The organism is Pontibacter pudoricolor, from assembly GCF_010092985.1.
GTDB lineage: Bacteria > Bacteroidota > Bacteroidia > Cytophagales > Hymenobacteraceae > Pontibacter > Pontibacter pudoricolor.
The window spans coordinates 1,522,522-1,545,565 of record NZ_CP048106.1; the positions used below are offsets into that span (position 1 = coordinate 1,522,522).

The 23,044-nt window shown below is 40.8% G+C and carries 19 protein-coding genes; 17 read left to right on the top strand and 2 right to left on the bottom strand.

Annotation, left to right across the window (positions count from 1 at the left end; translation table 11 throughout):
* Positions 1–2,688, bottom strand: coding sequence for a PAS domain-containing protein (locus GSQ66_RS06565; RefSeq protein ID WP_162426730.1), 2,688 nt, complete (start codon positions 2,686–2,688; stop codon positions 1–3).
* Positions 2,689–3,091: 403 nt separating this feature from the next.
* Between GSQ66_RS06565 and GSQ66_RS06570 the strand changes: the two genes are divergently transcribed.
* From GSQ66_RS06570 to GSQ66_RS06580, 3 genes are all read left to right on the top strand, one after another.
* Positions 3,092–3,292: a hypothetical protein gene (locus GSQ66_RS06570; RefSeq protein WP_162426731.1), complete on the top strand. Its 201-nt coding sequence runs from the start codon at positions 3,092–3,094 to the stop codon at positions 3,290–3,292.
* A gap of 25 nt (positions 3,293–3,317) precedes the next feature.
* Complete coding sequence (locus GSQ66_RS06575) at positions 3,318–4,052, top strand: PRC-barrel domain-containing protein (RefSeq protein WP_162426732.1); 735 nt, start codon at positions 3,318–3,320, stop codon at positions 4,050–4,052.
* A 281-nt stretch (positions 4,053–4,333) separates the two neighbouring features.
* Positions 4,334–4,927 (top strand): membrane or secreted protein, encoded by a 594-nt coding sequence (locus GSQ66_RS06580; RefSeq protein ID WP_162426733.1) that lies wholly within the window; start codon positions 4,334–4,336, stop codon positions 4,925–4,927.
* A 24-nt stretch (positions 4,928–4,951) separates the two neighbouring features.
* Here the strand turns inward: GSQ66_RS06580 and GSQ66_RS18775 are convergent, their stop codons facing one another.
* Positions 4,952–5,128, bottom strand: a complete 177-nt coding sequence (locus tag GSQ66_RS18775; RefSeq protein WP_202923414.1) for a hypothetical protein — start codon at positions 5,126–5,128, stop codon at positions 4,952–4,954.
* Between the two features lie 527 nt (positions 5,129–5,655).
* On the opposite strand from GSQ66_RS18775, the gene GSQ66_RS06585 reads away from it, so the two are divergent.
* The 14 genes from GSQ66_RS06585 (at position 5,656) to GSQ66_RS06645 (ending at position 23,012) form a co-directional block, all read left to right on the top strand.
* Complete coding sequence (locus GSQ66_RS06585) at positions 5,656–6,441, top strand: polysaccharide biosynthesis/export family protein (RefSeq protein ID WP_162426734.1); 786 nt, start codon at positions 5,656–5,658, stop codon at positions 6,439–6,441.
* Between the two features lie 15 nt (positions 6,442–6,456).
* Positions 6,457–7,326, top strand: coding sequence for a Wzz/FepE/Etk N-terminal domain-containing protein (locus GSQ66_RS18925; RefSeq protein WP_238395843.1), 870 nt, complete (start codon positions 6,457–6,459; stop codon positions 7,324–7,326).
* Between the two features lie 20 nt (positions 7,327–7,346).
* Positions 7,347–8,525, top strand: a complete 1,179-nt coding sequence (locus GSQ66_RS18930; protein WP_238395844.1) for a GumC family protein — start codon at positions 7,347–7,349, stop codon at positions 8,523–8,525.
* Positions 8,526–8,997: 472 nt separating this feature from the next.
* The gene (locus GSQ66_RS06595; RefSeq protein WP_162426735.1) at positions 8,998–9,516 is read left to right on the top strand and encodes a UpxY family transcription antiterminator; all 519 of its coding nucleotides are present in this window, start codon (positions 8,998–9,000) and stop codon (positions 9,514–9,516) included.
* 6 nt (positions 9,517–9,522) lie between these two features.
* On the top strand, positions 9,523–10,824 hold the full coding sequence (locus GSQ66_RS06600; protein ID WP_162426736.1) for a nucleoside/nucleotide kinase family protein: 1,302 nt from the start codon (positions 9,523–9,525) through the stop codon (positions 10,822–10,824).
* Between the two features lie 29 nt (positions 10,825–10,853).
* Positions 10,854–12,269 (top strand): lipopolysaccharide biosynthesis protein, encoded by a 1,416-nt coding sequence (locus GSQ66_RS06605; RefSeq protein WP_162426737.1) that lies wholly within the window; start codon positions 10,854–10,856, stop codon positions 12,267–12,269.
* A gap of 46 nt (positions 12,270–12,315) precedes the next feature.
* A complete protein-coding gene (locus GSQ66_RS06610) occupies positions 12,316–13,119 on the top strand; it encodes a hypothetical protein (RefSeq protein WP_162426738.1) in 804 nt (267 codons plus the stop codon).
* 50 nt (positions 13,120–13,169) lie between these two features.
* Positions 13,170–14,054, top strand: a complete 885-nt coding sequence (locus tag GSQ66_RS06615; RefSeq protein ID WP_394351436.1) for a glycosyltransferase family 2 protein — start codon at positions 13,170–13,172, stop codon at positions 14,052–14,054.
* Positions 14,054–15,319: a hypothetical protein gene (locus GSQ66_RS06620; RefSeq protein ID WP_162426740.1), complete on the top strand. Its 1,266-nt coding sequence runs from the start codon at positions 14,054–14,056 to the stop codon at positions 15,317–15,319. The genes GSQ66_RS06615 and GSQ66_RS06620 overlap by 1 nt, the downstream gene beginning before the upstream one ends.
* 90 nt (positions 15,320–15,409) lie before the next feature.
* On the top strand, positions 15,410–16,438 hold the full coding sequence (locus tag GSQ66_RS06625; RefSeq protein WP_162426741.1) for a glycosyltransferase: 1,029 nt from the start codon (positions 15,410–15,412) through the stop codon (positions 16,436–16,438).
* Between the two features lie 144 nt (positions 16,439–16,582).
* Positions 16,583–17,635: a DUF354 domain-containing protein gene (locus GSQ66_RS06630; RefSeq protein WP_162426742.1), complete on the top strand. Its 1,053-nt coding sequence runs from the start codon at positions 16,583–16,585 to the stop codon at positions 17,633–17,635.
* A 36-nt stretch (positions 17,636–17,671) separates the two neighbouring features.
* The gene (locus GSQ66_RS06635; RefSeq protein ID WP_162426743.1) at positions 17,672–19,336 is read left to right on the top strand and encodes a GNAT family N-acetyltransferase; all 1,665 of its coding nucleotides are present in this window, start codon (positions 17,672–17,674) and stop codon (positions 19,334–19,336) included.
* A gap of 136 nt (positions 19,337–19,472) precedes the next feature.
* A complete protein-coding gene (gene asnB / locus GSQ66_RS06640) occupies positions 19,473–21,386 on the top strand; it encodes an asparagine synthase (glutamine-hydrolyzing) (protein ID WP_162426744.1) in 1,914 nt (637 codons plus the stop codon).
* Positions 21,387–21,476: 90 nt separating this feature from the next.
* Complete coding sequence (locus GSQ66_RS06645) at positions 21,477–23,012, top strand: oligosaccharide flippase family protein (protein WP_162426745.1); 1,536 nt, start codon at positions 21,477–21,479, stop codon at positions 23,010–23,012.
* The last annotated feature ends 32 nt before the right edge of the window (positions 23,013–23,044 follow it).

Consider the following 23,044-nt stretch of genomic DNA (forward strand, 5'->3'; position numbering starts at 1 on the left):
TTAAACAGTGGCAAGTGCAGTAAACGGCACTTCAAGTATAATTCTGGTTCCTTTATCAGGCATCGAATCAAACGTGAGGGTGGCACCAATACGGTCGGCTCTTTCCTGCATGCCAAGAAGCCCAAACGTCCTTAATTCTGTTAGGTTGTCTGCTTGCATTCCTTTTCCGTTATCTGTCACCTCAAACCGGAAATGATTATCCGCTTTATCTATTGTTATTGTTGCTGCAGATGCCTCTGAATGCCGAGCGATATTGGTTATGGACTCTTGTATAATCCTGAAAACTTCGATGGATGCCTCCTGCCCTAGCGGAATATATTTCAGCGAGGTGTTTAGTTCCATGGTAATGGCGGTGCGTTTCTGAAACTCCTGTGCCTGCGATTCGATCTCTGATAGTAACCCGAAATTATCAAGCACAGTCGGGCGCAGGGTAGCCACAATCTCCCTGACAGCTGTTATCGAACTGTTTATAGTTTTCATCATAGATTGCAGCTCGGCATAGAACAGGTCTTTTTCAATCTGGCCGGCTGCCAGCATTTTCATAATAAGGGTCAGGTCGATTTTTAAGGCAGTAAAGGCCTGTCCAAGTTCGTCGTGCAATTCACGGGCAATGTATTTGCGTTCGTCTTCGCGCATTACCTGTAAGTGCTTTGTAAGGGCCTGCAACTTTTTGTGCGACTCCGACAGCGATTCTTCCGCTTTCTTGTTTTCCCTGATCTGCTTCTGTAATTGCCTGTTAGCCTTTTGCAGCTCTGAGGTACGTTTTTCAACACGCAACTCTAGCTCAAAATTGTACTTCCCTAATGTATCATTCGCCAACTTTAGCTCCTGGTTTGTAGCAGCCAGCATTTCGGCAATGGCATTGGCTTTGTACTCACTCTCTTCCAGGGCCTGCCGCACAAATACCTGTTCTGTAATATCGGTTACCAACGTGTAAAATCCATGCACTACCCCATCACGTATGTCTGGCACATAACAGCAATGAATGTACTTCACAAAGTCTTCGCGGTAAGGCATGCGCGACTCAAAAACAATTGACTTTCCGGCTAGTACCTTATCAATATATCCTTTTACATTTTGATAAGGTACCTCGCCGATTATATCCCTGACCTTTCTGCCAATAAGGTCTTCTGACTTGATCCGAAACCACTTTTCGTAAGCCTTGTTAGCAAAGCGATATCTTTCCGCTCTATCCAGGTAACCAATAAGTACCGGGAGAGAGTTAGTAACAAGTCGCAGTTGCTTTACACTAGCTTCCTCGGCCTTGCGTGCCCTTACCTGCTCGGTCACTTCCAGGGCAAACACCACTACACCATTTACCTGTTCCTGGTCGTTATAACGCGCTTGCTGTATATACCGGAAATACCTGTCTTCCATCACACCATCTTCGGGCCGTACAAACGGGATCAGCATTTCCTTTTCTTCATGTGTGATACCGGTTTCATAAACCTTACGGAAGGTCCTGTAAACCTTATTATCCTTAATTTCCGGGAGAGCATCTAAAATTGGTTTTCCTAATAACTCACGCTCCGGGAAAAGCGCGGCATATTCCGGATTAACCAGTTCATACACCAGATCAGGGCCATCCAGAATACAGATTGCGGCTGGCGCCTGCATAAATAAACTGTTTAAACGCAGGCTTTGCCGTTCGGCATCTCTCTGTGCCACCCGAAGTTCCTTTGTTCGCTGCTCCACCCGGTCTTCCAGTTTACGGCTTAGTTCCTGCAAAGCCACGGCATTCTTTTCCACCTGCTGTCGGGATTTCACAAACTCAGTTACATCCAGTGAAAAGATCAACACACCACTTACCTGTCCCTGCGCATCAAACAGGGCCTGGTATATAAAATTCCAGTACAGGTCTTCTGCAGGCTGGCCCTGGTAACGGGACAATGGTGCCAGCAGCTCTTTACCCTCGAACGTTTCTGCAGTGTCATATACCTTCCGGATTATATCATAAACAGGTTGGTCCTTCAGTTCGGGTAAAGCTTCAAACAAAGGGAGCCCCAGCATCTCACGCCCTGGGAAAAGTTGCTGATAGGTTTTATTCACCACCTTAAACACCAATTCGGGACCTTCCAGTAAAGCAAAAGCGGCAGGTGCCTGCTCAAACAAACGTTCCAGTCGGAGCCGTTGCTGTTCGGCCTGTGCTAAGGCGTTCCGTTCACGTTCCTGGCTTTCCTTCAGCTGCCGTTTGGCACAGATTTCTTCCGTAACATTAATTGTTTCATGGAGAATGCAGGCCACGTCTCCCTCTTCGTTCAGTATAGGTACTGTGTTTGTGTTCCAGTAACGTTCTATAAAACTGCCTGTGTTCTCAGGATCTGAAATGTCATATCGCAGGGCTTTTAGTTTGTAGGGTACTCCTTTTGTAAGTACCCGCTGAAACACTTCTTTCAGAGTAGCTGTTGGCGATACTTCTGATGCACCCGGGTTGTCAGGAAATATATCAAAAATATACTGCCCTACTATGTTTTCGCGTATTGTAAAAGTTTCTTTCAGCAAAGAATCTGTAGCTCCCAGTATGCGCAGCTCCTGCGAAACTATAAGCCCTAACTCAGACTGAGCTTCAAATATTTTCAATAAAGGCAGGTTTTGGATACTACCCATTTCCTGTAAAGTAGAAGATGAACTGTGAGACATATTCGTGTCTTTATAGTTAAACAAATCACTACTGAACACAGTCATCATTACAGTTGAAGTGCTCGCTACTACCAGCGCTGAACGCTGCGGCTAAAAGAAAACGGATGCATGCCGAGGCAATGCAATAAGAGGAGCGCCTTAGTGGCTCCGCAAACTATACTTTAACCGATACGGGTTCGGCAAAAGTCTTTACTGAACAGCAAAGAGGCAGAACAAATTCATTTTAGCTGATTTGCTACCAGTTAATTGCCATGTTTACCAGCAACGCACTGCTGTATGGAAACACATAAAATCAGCTTCTTTTTATAGTTGCAGACAGGAGTTGGTTAGTATAAACAATATATACCATCATTAACATAAACCTCATTATCAGCGTACTAAATTAACTGTTGCTTTTGCAGCTTATCTGTAGCAAATACAAAAATAACTAAGGGAAATAACTCTTAAAAAAATGGTAGAAATAAACGTAGAAAGAAAAAAGAAACCGGTATGGCCCTGGATACTCCTGCTGCTTATAGTAGGACTTATTATATGGGCAATTGTTGAAATGACAAACAACAACAACGATACGGTTATTGATGAAAACCCCGGCACAGGCATGGTTATTCCGGCACATCAACAACAGCCATACTACTCTAAAAAAATTGCATAAAAAGCACCTGTAACAAACTATAACTATGAAAGACAAAGAACTAAGAAATGACAGACTGATAGCACTAAGTGCTATGAAAGACTACAAAGTGGCAAAAGACAACCCCGATGTACTGGGCTGGAGAGTAGTGGGCGCTGATGGCGAAAGCTTAGGTATTGTTCGCGACCTGATCGTGGACCCCAAGGTAATGAAGGCCCGTTACCTGTCTGTGGTAGCAGACCGCAAATTTTTTAAAACTGATAACGACCAGCACTTATTAGTTCCGATCGGTGCAGCGGCCCTCGATAAAAAAGGAAGAAAGGTTTTCTTGTCGGCAATAGACTCCAACTCTATTGGCAGGTACCCGGTATACCAGGGCGGCCCGATTACGGAAGATTACGAATATGCTGTACGGGAAACATACCAGCGGTCACAGCGCGATGTGCTGCATGATGACCCGAACAGGTATAAAGAAGAATTTGATGAGGCGCTGACGAGAACCGACCGCGAACCTCAGGAAATACGCGAAGATTTTTACAACACGGATACCTATAACGAAGATCGGTTCTATACCTCAGACCAGGAAGTGTACCGCGACAGGGCCTACCCTACTTATGAAAATGATCAGACAAGCACAACTATAGATACGAACCGGGAAGTCAGTCCACAATCTGTAGAGGAATCGATTGCAACTATAGAACGGCTGGAACAACTCCGGGAACGAGGTGCCCTTACATCAGAAGAATTTATTACCTTGAAAAGGCGTGCTCTGAACCTGTAAGCCAAAGAAATTTTATGGTAGCGCACTACTCCGCCGGCAACTATAAACTGGCTGGGTTTATAGTATAAAAACTGCAATCCTGATGCGTAACACAATGTTTAAATTGTCGGGCACCCTCCTTCTATTTCTGTTTGCTTTAGCTGCTTTCAGGGCTCCTGATATATCCCGGCATGCACTAGCCGCAACCGGTCAGATTAAACAAACCGACAGCCTGGAGAGTGCCTGGCGTTTAACAGGTAAAAATAAAGCAGATGGCATTTCAACTATAAAACTTGTGCAGGATGGTTACTTTTACTGTAGCTGTTTACGATGAGCAGAACAGGAGATTTATAGGTACTTACGGCGGTACTTATAGTTTAGCAAACGGCCACCTGACTGAGAACTATGAATTCAGCACGTTCGATGCTACGCAGGTTGGCAGAACGGTTACCGGTACGTCAACTATAAAAAATGGCAGGTGGCAGACAACCGGGCCTGGTAACAAAACTGGTGAAGCCTGGAAAAAACTAAACGAGCAGAACAACAACTCGCCGCTGGCTGGCACATGGTGCATAACGGGCCGCGAGCGCAATAGCGAAATGAGCGCCGTGCGTCCGGGACCACGAAAAACGTTAAAGATTTTGTCAGATACACGTTTCCAGTGGATCGCTTTTAACACCGAAACTGCAGAGTTTTCCGGCACCGGCGGCGGCAGGTATACTGCCGAAAATGGCAAGTACACCGAACACATCGAATTCTTTTCACGCGACTCGAGCCGGGTTGGTATGCAGCTTAGCTTTAACTACGAAGTAAAAGACGGCAGATGGCAACACTCCGGTCAGAGTAGCACTGGCAGTAAAGTAAACGAGATCTGGGAACGGATAACTGCAAAGTAAACTATAGTTTCTCAGGCGAGAAGCTTAGTCTTCCTTCTGCTTTATAGCATCATAAAATACAGGGCTAAAATAGCGCAGGTTTTCGACGACGCAGGCCAGGCTGTAAAACTTTTCGGGTTTCACTTCAGAAGTGTTGGCTAATGCTTCTAAAATTGTATCAAGGACTTGCGTATAGTTTGTTTCAAATTCTTCGGAGGTCATAAGTACGTGGCTAAAATATTGTATACCAAAAGATACAAACTAAAACTTATAATAATTCGATTTAAGGAAAAAAAAACGCGGAACAGTTTCCTTCCCCGCGCTTTTCATTTAATATAAACTATAGGCTATAGTTTATACAACTCCTTCCTGTCCTGCTACGGCTTCCATGCTTATAGTTTTTTCATCTCTGCTTTATTCAAACTGCTTTATGACAGCAGCGTCGTAAGCTGAAGAAGTTAACCGGTCAGGTTCAAACATCTCAGTCCTTTATTGCCTGTCAGGCAATTTGCTAAAGTTTCTTTCATCATCCTGAAAACGCGCTAAACAATATCCTAAACGAAATGAATCTCATATATAGAAAATAAAACCAGTACTATAAATAAGAGAATATCATCTCAGATTATTCAAACCCCTCAGAAAACATTTCCGTATTGTAACAAAGCACTATTTTATTAAACTTTGCTAACTCTGCGAAGGTATAGTTATTATAGAACTAGTGCTTATTCTCCCTTAAGCGGGCTTCTGATATGAAACCACATATATACCTTTATATATTCTTTTTCGGCTGTCTATTATTTCAAACTTCCTGTGCTAGCAGGCAGAATTCAACCTATTTTAACAATGCCAGCAAATCAGAATATACCCAGCAAGTAGAAAACCTTGAGCCTATTATCCAGAAGAACGATCTCCTGAGCATATCTGTATACAGTCTGAACCCTGAAGCAACAGAAATATTTAATGAATCAAACGCCAATACAGGACGATCTTCAACGGCAACAAGCAACATCTCTCAGTCTGTAGGCTACTTAGTAGATCAGGAAGGAAACATACAGTTCCCGCTTTTGGGGCGGGTAAAGGCAGCCGGATTAAGCAAAAAGGACCTGAGAGATAATATCAGAACGGAACTGCTTAGAAGAAAGCTTTTAATAGAACCTAGTGTAGATATCCGCTACTTAAACTATAAAGTTTCGGTACTGGGTGAGGTTGCCCGCCCTTCTGTGCTCACCATTCCGAATGAAAAAATAACGCTGCTTGAAGCTTTAGGCCTGGCAGGGGACTTAACCATCTTTGCTAACCGCGAAAATATACTGCTTATAAGGGAAGAAGAAGGGAAGAAAAAGCTGACACGCATAAACTTAACAACGGATGAGCTTTTCACTTCCCCTAATTACTACTTGAAATCCAATGATATCATTTATGTGGAGCCAAATAAAACTAAGATTCAGAGTGTAAGTCCGGTCAGGCAGTGGCTGCCGGTTGTATTCAGCGGATTATCTATTGTTGTGATTGCTATTGATAGGTTGACGAGATAATTATTTATAAAGCTTATGAGTAAAACAGTGCCAAATACTGCCGGAGAGAATATCCTTCCTGCGTTAGTTAACAAGTATTTTCCTTATTGGCCATTGTTCGTGCTTTTAGTAGCTGCTGCCCTGGCATTTGCCTGGGCTTACCTAAAATATTATGCCACACCAACATACGAGGTTACGGCATCACTTATGATGAAAGATGAGAAAAAAGGTGTCAGCGATTCCAGGATGACAGAATCAATAGACGCATTTATGTCAAATAAGATTGTTGAAAATGAGATTAATGTAATACATTCTAATTCCTTGATGAAAAAGGTAGTAGAGGAGCTTGATCTTACTACGCCTGTATATGAGGAAGGACAGTTCAAAGTTTTGTCTGCCTACACTTCTTCCCCTATCAGGATAACCCTGAAAAACCCTGATAAAACGGACGAGCAGGAAAAGATCTACTTCTCATTTAATAAAAATAACAGCACTGTAAAGATAGGCAACACAGCTTACCCGCTTAACAAATGGGTAGATACACCTTACGGAACGATGCGGTTCACGAAGAATAAAAACATGACCCGTGTACCTGATGGCCCTTTATATTTCTCCATTTTAAGTCCAAGCAGGGCATCTGACCAATTACTACAAAAGATCACAATTGAGCCATCCGGAAAGCTATCAACTATAGTTTACCTGTCTCTATATGATAGTGTGCCGAAAAGAGGTGAGGATATACTTAATGCGTTGATAAATGCTTACAGCAATTTGGCTATTTCTGAAAGGAACAAGCTGGCAATTCAGACCCTTAGTTTTGTGGAAGACAGGATAAAGCTGATAGAGGACGAATTGGAAGAGCTTGAAAGCAAAGTAGTAAAATTTAAATCTACCCGGGGGCAGTAGACCTGAGTGAACAGGGAAGAATGTATTTGCAGAATGTAGGCGATAACGACCGTAAGATAGCTGAAATAAATACGCAGCTTGCTGTGCTGGATAATGTAGAACGATATGTGATTTCCAAGAACAATGCTGCTGGTATAGTTCCCTCAACACTGGGTGTAGATGATCCTGTACTTTCCCAATTGCTACAAAAACTTTACGATTCTGAGATTCAATACAAAAGACTGGCAAAGACTACAGCAGAAAATAACCCTGTTCTTATTTCTCTAAATAATGAAATAGAAAACGTTCGCCCGGGCATACTTGAGAACATCCGGCACCAACGTGTAAACCTGCAGGCAAGTTTAAACAACCTGACTTCAACTAACAACATGTACAATGCCGAGCTACAGACAATACCACAAAAAGAGAAAGAGTTGCTCGATATCAGCAGGCAGCAAGCTATAAAAAACGAAGCCTATAGTTTCTTACTCCAGAAAAGAGAGGAAACAGTGCTATCATATGCCCCAAGCGAAGGCGATTTCAGGATTGTAGACCTGGCAAAGTCATCTATAAACCCTACCAGCCCGCAACCAGTTTATGTTTACCTGACAGCTATCCTACTTGCATGTGGCCTAAGCATAGGTTTTGTTATGGGTAAAGAAATGCTCAACAGCAAAATATTATTCAGAACCGATATAGAAGAGTATACCAACGCACCTATTGTGGCAGAGCTTGCCTATACAAAAGGCAAACCGGCTAGACAGTTCACTGCTCCTACCGAAGTTTCAGTCATTGAGCAATTCCGGCAACTAAGAGCTACAATGGGCTTGTACGGCCGCACCTTTTCCAAGAAAAAAATAATGGTTACATCAAACATACCTGGGGAAGGAAAAAGTTACGTGAGCAATAACCTGGCTTATAGCCTGGCCTCTTCAGGCAAGAAAGTAGCGCTTCTTGATTTCGACCTGAGAAATCCCAATACATCTCAACTATTCAACAGATACAAGGAACCAGGTATAATAGATTACTTACAAGGAAAAATCCCGCCTGATGAAGTTTTGGTTAACTCAGAATACAGTAATTTAAGCATTGCATCAGCGGGTACAGATATCGGCGACCAGACCGAACTTTTGTTGAATGGGAAACTGGAAGTACTGTTCATGTATCTGGAAAAAGAGTTCGACTATGTTATCATAGACACGCCCCCCTTGAGCTGGTAACTGATGCAATCTTAATATCTGAGTACTGCGATATCACATTACTTGTAATCAGGCATGCTTTTACACCCAAAAAGCTAATACAGCGGCAGGCACAGAATAACAAACTGAAATCCCTTTATAACCTGGCTATTGTTTTTAACGGTGTAAAACCAAGAGGATTTGGCAAAGGGCAATATGGTTACGGCTATGGCTATGGCTATGAAAACAAATATAGTGACAAAACATACAGAACCAGGAACATAGCAGCCAAATCCTGAAATTGTAGCAGCTAATTAAGCCTATCAGCTCTGCTCCTTTTGCCTGTTTCTCTTCAGGTCGTTTGGTGCAAGGCTGAGGTCCTGAAAAATATGCAGCTGTACTTTTATGACTAGCTGTATTAGTACCAGTACACCTTTATACCCGGTAACGCAATGTGGCTGAGGAAGGCGAAGCCGTGACAGATTGATACAAAAACAGCTTAAGATATGGTGGTATGACTCAAAACTGGTATGCGGTTTATACTAAACCCAGATGGGAGAAGAAAGTAGCTGAAACGCTTCAAAGGATGCACATAGAGAACTATTGTCCGCTTAACAAAGTACTCAGACAATGGAGCGACAGGAAAAAAACTATACATGAACCTCTGTTCAAATCGTATGTTTTTGTGCATGTAAACAATACACAACTCTCTGAAGTCAGGAAAGTAGATGGCATACTCAACTTTGTAAACTGGTTAGGCAAACCGGCAGTTATTAAAGACCAGGAAATAGAAACGATCAAAAATTTCCTGCGAGACCATCAGAATGTACGACTTGAAAAAGGACATTTCAGCAAACACGACGAAGTAAGGATCATCTCCGGATCTTTAACAGATAAGACAGGAACAGTAATAGAAATCAAAAATCATTTGGTTGTAGTAGCACTTCCCTCACTTGGCTATATTATGCTTGCCGAAATAGAAAAATCTGATCTGGAGAAAACTATAGTTCCGGTAGCTAAGCTGCATACTTAAAGAGATATGGAGCAACTTATATCAGGTATAGGGCTACTCGAGCAGCCGGCAGATACTGTAAAACAGGAGGGCCTGCTCACATTAATTAAAAAGCTACACATTACAGGTGTAAAGTATTTTCTGCTGACAGATTTCGAAAGCAATTTCAATTCAAGGGATGTAGATTTGTTTGTACACCCGGATTATAAAGACCAGTTTGAGCAACAATTGCTTTTAACAGGTTGGTACAAAAGAAAAGAACCGGCATACCATACAGACCATCATTTCTATTATTCCCCGGATTCAGCCCTGTATCTCGATGTTAAATATGCTGTGTCTTTTGTAGGAACAAATAACACATGCTATACCTATTCCTTTGTAGATGAGGCAGTAAATAAAGCTATCTTAAATAGCAAAGGTTTGTACCGGCCAACAGGTAAAGATGCCATTATTTTATATGCTGCTCATATTGCCTTTAAAGAGAGAGGAAAACTGGAAGAAAAACACAGAAATTACCTCATGCAGTACATGCAGCTCTACAATTCTGAATCAGAGCAGTCAGATGAGGTCGTTATGAGTAACATGGCAAACTGGCTGACTTGTCATTTTCCAGAACACACCGATAAATTACAGCATATTCTTCTGCCTTACTTCTGGTTGCAGCATAAGAGAATGGTTAGACCAAAAAGTCATCTGAAATATGGTTATGGTCTAAAAGTACTTTTCCTGGGTACTGATGGCGTTGGAAAATCTACTCTGTTAAATGCTGTAAGTGAAAAAATATATTACAAGACCAGCAAACTGTACCTGGGCATGGGTGAGAGCGGCTGGACATCAAATCATATAAAGTTCTTATTCAATTATAAGAGCAAGGTAAAACGGCTGAACAGGTTTTTAAGCATTGCAAAAACATTCATTCTGTTACCCTTAGAGTTTTTGTTCAGGATTTTACCTGTAAAGCTCCAATCTAAATATTCGGTGGTGCTGATAGATAGGGTACCGGGCTCTTTCTTACTTGAAGACAGAACTGTAAGGGCGCATCTTTACAAAGCGATACTTCCAAAGCCCGATCTTGTATTCTTTTTATATGCTGACCCGGCAGTGCTTGTAAAAAGGAAACCGTCAGAAAATACTTTGGAAGGCAGCCGTGTCGATACCAAAAAGTTCAGGCAAGTGGCCGAAAAAGTCTCTGCTGGACAATACATTGGAATAGACACCTCTGCATTGTCTATTGCAGAGGCTACAGATCTGATATTAAGCAAGATTTACAGGCATCCGAAAGTATATGAAAATCTGCTCACGGATAAATTAACTCCCATCAGATCCTAATGCCAGCGGCTAGTGTAAAATCCAGAGTTTTGTCGGGACTAAAATGGAATGCTATCAGTACGATTGCAGTTCGGGGCACAGATTTCGGAGTAAAGCTAATTTTGGCCCGCATCCTTTTACCCGAGGCGTATGGCATTGTAGGCATGGCCATGATCATTATCAGCTTTCTGGAAGTAGTTTCAGACATGGGCCTGTTTAATGCTTTAGTCCAGAAAAAGGAAGATGAGTTTTCAAACCTTCGCTATTCCAGCGCTTTCTGGTTTTTACTTGTTATAGCGTCTTTATTTACGCTTTGTTTCTATGGTTTTATCTCGCAACTAGGTGCATTCTTTTACAACGAGCCGTTACTGGTTCCTGTCTTAAATGCATTAAGCTTTTATCTGTTTTTTAATATAATATCAATTGTTCCAAGAGTAATTCTCACCAGGCAGTTAAACTTTAAAAGTCTGGTACAGATAACGTTCACTGGAACTGCAATAAGTTCAGTAGTTGCTGTTGCCCTGGCTATTGCAGGTTATGGCGTTTGGAGTATCGTAGTAAAGTACCTGGTAAGTTCCTCCACTATCTTTTTATCTTACTGGATAATAGTCAGGTGGAGGCCACAGTTTGAATTTAGTTGGCAATCGCTCACAGAACTAGCAGGTTACAGCACTTACACCCAGATCAATAATATACTATTTTTTGTACGGAACAATATAGATTACCTGGTTATAGGCAAACTAGTGGGCGCGCATGTTTTAGGTATATATACCTTAGCTTTTACCCTAAGCGAAGTTTTGCGCACACAGCTTTATTCAATCCTGAATAAAGTGCTTTTCCCGGTCTATAGTAAAATACAGGACGACACAGCGCAAATAAAGAAATATTACCTAAAAATAATGCGGTTTACTGCTATCCTCACTTTCCCTGTTTCTGTATTATTTATAGGTCTTTCTGAAAACATAATACTCGCTTTTTTTGGAGCAAAATGGCTTGAAGCAGCTGATCCGCTTCGTATTCTGGCAGTAGCCTCCATGATATTTGCCATCTCCGGCACTCCAGCAGAAGTCCTTAAAGGTATTGGTAAACCCTCCGTCAGTTTTTACCTGAACCTGATCAATACGTTCGTGATAGCAATGCCATTGATATATTTTGGGCAGAAATATTTCGGTCTTAATGGAGTAGCTTATGCCGTTTGTATCCATTACACAACTTCCAGGCTTGCTTTTCATTATTACATGAAAAAGTACATTCATATTACAGATGAGGAAGTATTTCTGGTGTTAAAAAAGCCTGTTATCGCTGCAATTGCAATGCTTCTGATGATAGAGGCCGGAAAGTTAACAAGCCTGGAGAATAACATGGTGCTTATAGTTGCCGGATCAATGGGAAGCCTGGTCTATATTTTATTTTTTAAAAATGATATAAGATATGGAATAAAGCTGCTTAGCAAAAAACAGAATTAATACTATCCTTTTTATTAAAACTCCCCCCTTAAACCTAAAAGCATTTATGTCTACCCTCAAGACTATAGTTACTTCTTTTATAAGGCTTCTGGGCTGTTATTCATATATATTCCATTGGAACGACAGATCATACAAAGTATTTACCCCGTTAGGTAGTGTATCTAAAAACGCAGAACTGCGGGGAAATAAGAAGGCATTATTATCCGATTTTTGGAAAGAGCATGTTATTGAGGTTAGTTCATCCCCCCTCATTTTGGCCATGAGGAAAGGAGATCCCGTTTTAATGGAAAAAGTTGAAAGAGCTGAAGAATTCATTAACCATAAACTACAGATTATCCTAAGCAAGCCAGGCAAAAAAGCCAGTTCAGCTTATAACTTCAATAGGCTTTATGAGCTATGTGTCTTTGGCTTAAATGAGGACTTACTAAAACTGTCAGAGCAGCTACTTTCATCATTCCACCTTCCGGTAACAGCTTCCCACGGCGACCTGCACATAAACAACATGATCCTGGTAACTAATGAAATAAAGTTAATCGACTGGAGTATGTATAATCCTGATGGCAGCTTTGTAAACGATTATATTCATTTCTACAATTATTTGGAGACGCTAAAAGAAAATCAGAGTTGGACAGTATCTATTTTAAAAGAGCACGAATACCTGAAACAACTGGCAAAGCAACTCCAGACTACAGACACGCTTTTAAAACTTTCTTACGCTATGAGCAGAATTAACGGGGAAATAGGACAGTATAGTAGCCTCAGGCTTATTCCTAAAAAACAGATCAATAAGTACAATAACGTTCTATTCCAGCTTGTAACTTTAATAGAGAGACGCAAATGTTTAGCATAATCATTCCTTTATACAATAAAGAAAACAGTATCTCGAAAACTTTGACAACTGTGCTTAACCAGACATTCAAAAAATTTGAAGTTCTGATTATAGATGACGGCTCTAAAGATCAGAGTCTATCCAGAGTTCGTATGTTTTCCGATTTCCGGATAAAAGTTTATACTAAAGCAAACGGTGGCGTTTCTGATGCGCGCAACTATGGTATTGAGCGGGCTTCTTATAACTATATCGCTTTTTTAGATGCAGATGATGGCTGGGATAATAACTATCTGGAAGAGATGGAGAAGCTTATAACGAAGTATCCCGAATGTGGTATGTACAACTGCGCCTACAGAAGAGTAAAAAGCAATAGAATATATTCTGAGAGCCCAAACATACCTGACGGTGTTATCCAGGATTATTTTAAAACAACACTCACTTTAAATGATATGATTTCGTGGACTTCGGCTACGATCATAAAAAAAGAGGTTTTTGATTCAGTGGGTAAATTCCCTGTAGGAATGGTAAGTGGTGAGGATTGCTATATGTGGTGTAAGGTAGCTATTAAATATCCGGTTGCTTTTACGCAAAAGATAATGTCTACTTATAATATGATGCTAAGTGATGCTTATTTAAGGGTAGCGAAACCAGATACCTGCCAGGAGTCGTGGTATGACTTATATAACGAACATGACCCTTATCTGAATAAATTTATTGCTTCAAAAGCAATAGAAAATGGTTTAAGGCATGCCTGGGCAGGGCAAAAAAAGAAAAGCAAATTAATTGAGCAACAATTCAAGTTCGTTAAAGAATTTAATGATCAGTACTTCAACAGCAGATTAAAAAAACTTTATTATCTGAACAGACTGCCATATTTCGCAGTAAAGGTGCTCCTTCTCTACAAAAAATTAGCTACTCTGCATTTCTTCGAGCCAAGATTATTACCTACAAGATAATGCTGATTATTGCGATAGGATTGCTGCTGATACTTGTTTTTGTTACCAGGCAAAGTCTTTTCCCTGTTGCTCTGGTATTTTTCTTCGTGTTGTTTGATATGTTTGACGGTTTTTACAAGGATAATCAGCTCTATGCAGCAATCCGCTACATTGTTCCGCTAACACTTCTTTTAATTTATTTATACAACAAAAGGGCATTTATAAAATCAGATGGCATATTCCTCATTTTAGTGTTATACTTGTTGTTGTTGGTAATCTACAACCCAGGGGACGTCATTGTATCTGTTAAAACAACTATAGCTGTTATTATGGCCTTCCTGATGATTCCTTTGGGAAGGTACCTGGGCGGCCAGGTCGACTTTCTGAAAGATTTTGAAAAATATAACAGGGCCCTCCTTATCCTGATTCCAGCCTATATTATCTATGCCAATATTTTCAATATAGGAAGATCGTATACTTTTGATTTTACCACCGGATTTCTTGTGGCCTCACGAATGTATCTTGTTCCTATCCTTTTATTTCTGGGGATTCATTATATCATTACAAACAAAGACAGAAGCATTTACACAAAATTATTTGATGCAGGCCTGATAATACTTAATATCTGCATTCTTATAGTTATAACCAGAAGAACTTCTTTAGGAATGATTGTGGGCTCACTTTTTGTGTACCTACTCCTCAACAGAAAGTATTTTTTCCAGATGTTGGGGCTTGTATTAGTCCTTGGTGCTGCATTAGTTCTCAGCTATCCACTTTACAAAGAAAAGCTCAGTGCCCAGATGGCAAACAGGGAGCGTATACAAGATATAGATACCTATGAGGAAGAGGGACGCTACCTGGAGACACTATACCTCCTGGAATATCACGAAAAAAGCGATGATATAAGTGAACTCCTTTTTGGAGTAAAACTCTTTGACACGATTGAGTTCGGACTTAAATTTTTTGGGCGAGACCGGCCCATTCATAGCGACATCAACATGATATTTTACAGTACAGGTCTGGTGGGGTTCCTACTCTTTTCTGTTTTCCTGATCCACTATTTTATTATTGGGAACAGTAAAATAGCTCCTGAAAACAGAAAGGTCTATTACCCGCTGCTGATCATGTTTCTAATAATTTTAATACCTGGCAGGTTTATAGGCACATTTACTTTTGCCCCTTTGTTAATGCTGCTTCTTTCTGCAGTAAAATATTATATACCAGAAGATGACGAAGAAGAATATCAGTTGCAAAGTGAAGCGCAACTGATGCGAACAGGAATATAAATCGCTCTTCTCGTAACAACCAGTGCTACCACTAAAGGATTCAGGCTACAGCAACGACCATGTGTTTAATATCTTTTTAATTCAGGCACTATGAAGGTTCTCTTTGTTTGCAGCGGTAACTCCAAAAATTTTGATGTTGTACCTTTTATAAAAGCCCAGGGAGAATCGTTAAGGAAGCTAGGCATAGACCTTGACTATTTCCCTATCATCGGTAAAGGACTTAAGGGATACTTGAAGGCGGGCAAGGCTTTGCGTGAACATTTACAGCACCATTCCTACGACCTGATTCATGCACACTTTTCTTTGTCTGGGTGGTCTGCTGTTATTGGGGCCGGAAAAACACCCGTGATCTTATCGCTGATGGGCGACGACGCTCAAGGTGACTACATCGGTGTTAACAAGATCCGTTTTAGCAGCAGACTTTTCATCGTTTCCTCCTTCCTGATTCAACCATTTGTAAGAGCTATCATTTCGAAGTCCAAAAACCTCGAAAATTTTGTTTACTTCAAAAAGAAGTCATTCATAATTCCGAATGGGGTCGATACAGATGTTTTTAAACCACATCCTACAGGATTCAGGGAGGAATTAGGCCTTAGAAAAGACAAAAAAATAGTCCTGTTTTTAGGAAGTAAAGTACGCATCGGAAAAAACTATCCTTTGGCACAAAAAGCGGTTGCTTATTTAGAAATGCCAGAAGTTGAGCTTGTAAACCCCTTTCCCCTACCCCATGCTGATATTCCGAAATACCTTAATTCGGTCGATGTGCTGGTTGTTCCGTCTTTCATGGAAGGTTCCCCGAATGTTGTAAAAGAGGCTATGGCCTGCAATTGCCCTATAGTAGCCACTGATGTTGGCGATATAAGCTGGGTGATGGGGAATACAGAAGGATGTTACTTAGCATCTTTTGAGGCAAAAGACTTTTCTGAAAAGATCAGGGACGCTCTGATATTTTCAGAAACAAAAGGCAGAACAAACGGAGCGGAAAGAATTATGGAGCTAGGTTTAAGTTCTGAAAGCATCGCTCATAGACTTATTGAAGTCTACAGAAACTTCTGTACGCATAATGCCCCCAAAAAGGCAACTGTTTTAACCAGACCACCAAGCATCCAGAAGATATAATTAATGTTATAATCCACTCAGCAATTTTACATTAATCAGCCTGAATCTATTTTCTGATTGCCTAGCGTTGACAACACCTGTTCACAGCAGCCAGCTTTCTCTAATCAAATAGCATGTTTACACTTCTACTACCCTACGCTTAAAATGAGAATCCTGATTGATATAAATCATCCGGCGCATGTTCATTATTTCAGAAACTTTTCTGAAATAATGAACAGACAGGGCCATACTATTCTCTTTGTATCAAGAAATAAAGAAATGGCCCATCGCTTACTTAAGTTATATAACATACCATATATAGACAGGGGAAAAGGCAGCGATGGAAGACTTGGCAAGTTTCTATACCTGTTATATGCCGAAGTGAAGCTGATAAAAATAGCGGCGAAATTTAAACCGGACATCTTTCTAAATTTCCTGCACCCATACCCATCACAGGTTGCCCGCTTACTTGGCGTACCTTCATTGGTTTTCAGCGATACAGAACATGCCGTTTTACATCATAAATTAACTGTACCTTTTGCCACCAAGGTTTTCACCCCCTCGTGTTACCGGATTGATCTAGGAGAAAAGCACGTACGTTTTGATGGGTACATGGAGCTGGCTTATTTACATCCTGCCTATTTTACGCCCGATCCAGCTATTTTTAACTTTTTAGGCCTGCAACCAGGAGACCGGTATGTCATAATTCGATTTGTGTCTTGGGCTGCTGCGCATGATTTCGACCATAGCGGCATGTCCCTCCCCAACAAAAGGAAAGCTGTGCAGGCCATCTCAAAACTTGCCCGGGTATTTATTACTGCAGAAGGCGAACTTCCGGAGGATCTGGAACAGTACAGAATCAGGATTTCCTTTAATAAGATGCATGATGCGATCTACTATAGCAGTCTGCTATTTGGTGAAAGTGCTACTATGGCTTCTGAAGCTGCTGTTTTAGGCACACCATCCATTTTTATAGATAATGACGGACGAGGCTATACAGATGAGGAAGAAACAAAATACGGCCTGGTTCATAATTTCTCTGAGAGCGAAGCCGATCAGTTAAAAGCGATCAGCACAGCAATTAAAATACTGGAAGAAGAACAAAACGGTAAGCGATTTAAAGAAAGCAGGAATAAGTTACTCGCCGATTGTATAGACACAACCCAGTTTATGGTGAAAGAGGTTCTGAAGTATAACAATAATATATCTGCTAACTGAGCCTATTTTGGTTAGTTAGCAGATTAATCTGAAAGCATGCACAAGGATTCCATAGTTGGACCAGAAGCTAAATTGCCTGTACTTGCCAGCATTACCGAACTGTTGATTGGGAACCAGGTATTTGACCTGCTATCTGACCCATTTTTTTGTATAGGATGGGATACACTCTATAAAAACTGTTCCTGGGGCACGGTATTTCAGACAAGGGAATTTGTAGCAAATTGGTATAAACATTACAGTACGGATTATCTGCCAGTTATAGTAAAACAAACAGAAGGCAACTCCCTAACCGGGCTATTAACACTGGCCAAAGACACACAAGGCAACATCGTTGGCGCAGGTTCAAATCAGGCAGAGTACCAGGTATGGCTTACAACAGAAAGTGAGAAGAGCTCATTTATTAATGATGCCTTTCACAAGTTGCGAAACGCGTTACCTAAAGCAGAAATTACACTGAAATATGTGCCTGGCAATGCACCAGTTCAGCAGGTAATTTCAGACGACTATTGGAAAAGATTTTGTTTTAGCAAAAAAGTTGAACAGCCTCTACTTGTAATTGATAAGGAGCAAATAACCCGGGAGTTAAAAAAGAAGAACAGAAGAGAAAAGATCAACAGGTTAAAGAGATTTGGGAACCTTAAATTTGAGCAGATAACAGATCGTCAGGAGTTTATTAACATTCTTGATGAATTAGCTATTCAGAGTGATTTTCGTAAGGGAGCAATGTATAACAAAACTGTTTTCATGGATGATCCTTACCGAAAACCCTTCCTCCTATCCTTATTCGACAGCGCACTACTCCATACTACTTTATTAAAACTAGACGAGAAAATAATTGCTTCTAATATTGGAGCTGCTAGCAAAGGATGGGTGCACCTGCAAGGTATAAATACCCACTCTCCTATTTATGCCAAGTATTCACCCGGCATCTTGCACTTTTTAATGCTTGGCCAACTATTAGCAGAAAATGGCTATAGTGTGTTTGATCTGACGCCTGGCAGAAACGCCTACAAAGATAGCCTAGCAACAACTTATACTAATGCTTTTGAATTAACTATAGGCAACAAGCACAGCTCAGCAAACAAAAGTCTGAACTATAAAATAGCTGAATGTTTAAAATATGCTCTGTCAAAACTGGGAGTAAAACATAATACCGTCAGAGACCTTAAGCAAACCGGCACCATATTCAGGAGTAAGTTAAAAGCATTAAGAAAAGCAGATATTAATTTTTTAGCAAAATCCGGCCTGTATAGTCTGAGATGGGGAGCTAAACCAAGTTTTTACTTCTATAGAGTAAAGGGACGTGCAACCTTACCTAGAATAAAGCTAAACAAAGATAATCTAGGAGACCTCTTAAAGTATGACCAAACCGGCTCCACTTTTACCAGATGGGAATTTCTTATGCAAGCTATGAAGCGGTTTGAAGCAGGACAACATGTGTATACCTGGTGCAAAGATGGCCAATTGCTTGCATGTGCCTGGCAAAGTGAACACAAAAACACCTGTTTACAGAGGTATGAGGTTCCTGAGTTTCCTGACAAGGCGGATGTCTTACATGACTTTTACATTAAACCAGCTGCAACTCATATAAACCATTTTGTAGAAGGTATCATACATGAAGTGATTACGGAGTTCGGCAGTTGTTATGTAATTTCCTCATCACATAATAGAAAGCTTTGCAAGATATTAGAAGCAATATAAAACTAGGGCAGACTATACTCCCACTATATTAATCGAATTATTATCATCAGATCCCCTCTCCGGTTTAAGGCCTAAAACATAGCTTCCCAAAGTAAAACAGCATTATATAATTTAGTTTAACCAACCACTCAAGATCATGTGCGGAATAGCTGGTATTATCCATTTCAATCAAGATACACCAAAAGAATCTTCTTTACGATCAATGATGCGGCAAATGAAGCACCGGGGTCCGAACGATGATGGTCTGTTTATAGAAGATGCTGTAGGTTTTGGTTTTGTTCGCCTGAGTATCATAGACCTGACACCTGATGGTCATCAGCCAATGATCTCGTCTGATCAGCGGTATGTTCTAGTTTTTAACGGGGAAATATTTAATTACGTCGAAATGCGAGAGGAACTCCGCCAGCAAGGTGTCACTTTCCAGACGAAAACGGATACGGAAGTGCTGTTGCAGGCATACATCCATTGGGGAGAAGACTGCATGAATCATTTCAACGGGATGTGGGCTTTCGCCATTTACGACCGGCTAAAAAAGACCGTTTTTGCATCACGTGACCGCTTCGGCATAAAGCCATTTTATTACATTCATACAGATGATTTATTTGCCTTCTGTTCTGAAATTCCACCACTACTTACCCTGTTAACTAAGGAGCCAACCGCAAATTACCAGAGTATATTTGATTACCTGGCTTTTAACAGGACCGACCAGACGGAGAGTACATTCTTTAATGAAGTAAAAAAGCTGCAGCATGGCATGAAACTCATAGCAGAAAATGGAAAGGTAAACTATAGCCGTTGGTATAATCTGCGAGAGAGGGTATCTAAGGCAGAGAAATTCAAAGATGCTGCCGAATATAAGTCATTGTTTACTTCAGCCATTGGGTTAAGGCTAAGAAGCGATGTACCAGTTGGCGTTTGCCTGAGCGGAGGGCTGGATTCTTCAAGTATTGTCTCTGTTCTGCTTAAAGAGTTCAACAAGACTGATTTGAATACTTTTTCGGCGGTATACCAGGACGGGGCAACCGGTGATGAGAAAAAGTTTATTCACGAGTACACGCCACTGCTAAAGAACATGCATTACATCTACCCTAATGCGGCAACCTTAGAAGCAGACCTGATGGAGTTTGTAAAAGCACAGGCAGAGCCCATCCCTTCTACCTCGCCGTATGCACAATTTAAAGTGATGGAGCTTGCCAAAGATAAAGTGGTAGTAACACTTGACGGACAGGGAGCAGATGAAGAATTAGCCGGCTATCACTACTTTTTCGGATTCTACTTTAAAGATCTTTTCAAGAGAGGTAAAATCGGGAAGCTAATGTATGAAATGTATCACTACCTGAAGAACCATCGCAGCCTGTATGGCCTTAAATCATTTGCATACTTCTTACTTCCCGAAGTAATGAAAACGAAGGTAAGAGTTGGTGAGAAGGGCTATTTAAATACTGATCTTGTGAATAAGTACAGCCAATCTAATGCAATCGCAGGACACTTATATGGTTCAAACTCACTTAAGGATGCATTGCTGAATCATTTCGAAAATAAGCTGGAACACCTGCTTAAATGGGAAGACCTGAACTCAATGCATTTTTCACTTGAAGCGCGTGTACCATTCCTGGATTTCAGATTAGTGGAAAGAACGCTCGCCAGCTCCGACGACTGGGCTATTCGCAATGGTATCACAAAGTTTATTCTAAGAGAAGCCATGAAAGGCGTGCTACCCGAAAAGATAAGGTTACGACAGGACAAGATCGGTTTTGGCACACCACAGGATGAATGGTTCAGGGAACCTGCCTGGAGAAATATTGTAGAGGATATTTTGAACAGTAGCTCTTTCAAAGAGCGAAACATTATCAACCCAGAGATTGCCAGGAGCAAGTACGAAGACCATCTTTCCGGCAAGGTGAACATTGCGAAAGAAATCTGGAAATGGGTGCACCTGGAACTATGGTTCAGAACATTCATAGATGCAAAACAAAATGCCAAAGCGGTTGAAACTAAAGATACTATAGTTACAGAAACTCCTTCAGTATCTGTATTTATAAATGAGTAAAGTCTGTGCAGATCAGCAACAGCACACCATGACAAATTTGTTGCAATACTCCAGGATCAAAAGAACAGTACATTACTATCAGAAAGTAAAATGGCTATCAATCAACTAAAAGCCGGGGCACTCTTATCGTATATTTCCATAGGAATAAACAACGCAGTAGGCCTGCTTTTCACACCCTTTATGTTGCGTATGCTGGGCAAGTCTGAATTTGGGCTTTACGCACTTGTTGCATCCGTTGTAGCTTATCTTACAGTTCTAGATCTTGGCTTAGGAAATGCTGTAATAAGATATACTGCCAAATACCGCGCTCAAAGTAAAGAAGAAGAGCAATATGCTTTATTTGGGATGTTCCTGATACTGTATTGTGGTGTTAGTTTATTAGTGATAATTAGCGGAACGGTTCTATACTATAACATAGATTCAATTTTCGGGAATTCACTATCAGTTGCAGAGCAGGCCAAAGCTCGCGTAATGGTCATATTGTTGATCCTGAATCTGGCACTTACCTTTCCTCTTAGTATTTTCGGTTCCATCATAACCGCTTATGAACAGTATGTTTTCCAGAAACTGGTTAACATACTCCGAATCCTGATAAGCCCATGCCTGATGATACCGTTGTTGTTAATGGGATACAAGGCCATAGGTATAGTAATGATAATAACGGTGTTAAATATTGTTTCGCTGCTCGTTAATGCATGGTATTGTTTTTTCAGATTAAAAATCAAAATTCATTTCCAGTATCTGGAGTGGGGCCTTCTTCGGGAGATATCTTCCTACTCTTTCTTCATTTTCCTGGGAGTTATAGTAGATAAGATTTACTGGAGCTCTGGGCAGTTTGTGCTTGGTGTTATGGCTGGCACTGCGGTAGTAGCAGTCTATGCCATCGCGGTACAGCTACAAATGTATTATATGACTCTATCTACTGCTATTTCAGGTGTTTTTTTGCCTAAGGTTACTGCCATGGTTGCACGCAACTCAACCGACAAAGAGTTTTCAAACCTTTTTATCCGGACCGGCAGGATACAGTATGTAATTATGGCATTTGTGCTAAGCGGGTTTATTTTATTTGGGAAGAGCTTTATTATACTTTGGGCCGGTCCTGAGTATAAAGACGCTTACCTGATCTCTTTGCTTTTGATGATTCCCTTAACTATACCATTGATACAGACACTCGGCATATCCATATTACAGGCTCGTAATCAGCATAAATTCAGATCCCTGCTTTACATAGCTATAGCGACAGCCAGCTTAGCAATCAGTATACCTTTAGCTAAAATATATGGCGGAATAGGTTGCGCTATAGGAACAGCTACCTCACTAATAGCCGGTAATGTTATTGCTATGAATTTTTATTACTATAAAAAAATTAACCTGGATATACCCCGCTTCTGGAAGGAGATCACCAGGATGTCTGTTCCCATTGTGGTTGCAACCGTTTTTGCGCTGGCCATAAATTACCTATACCCGCATAATACTTTACTCTCACTATTAATAAAAGGATTGATCTTCGGAATACTTTATATAAATATGATCTGGTGGAAGGGGCTTAATAGTTTTGAGAGAAACCTGTTTAGTATCCCTACTAAGAAAGTTCTCGAAAAATTCAGGTTGTACTATACAAACTAAGGCACTTTGCAGGAAAAGGGGGTTTATTTAAA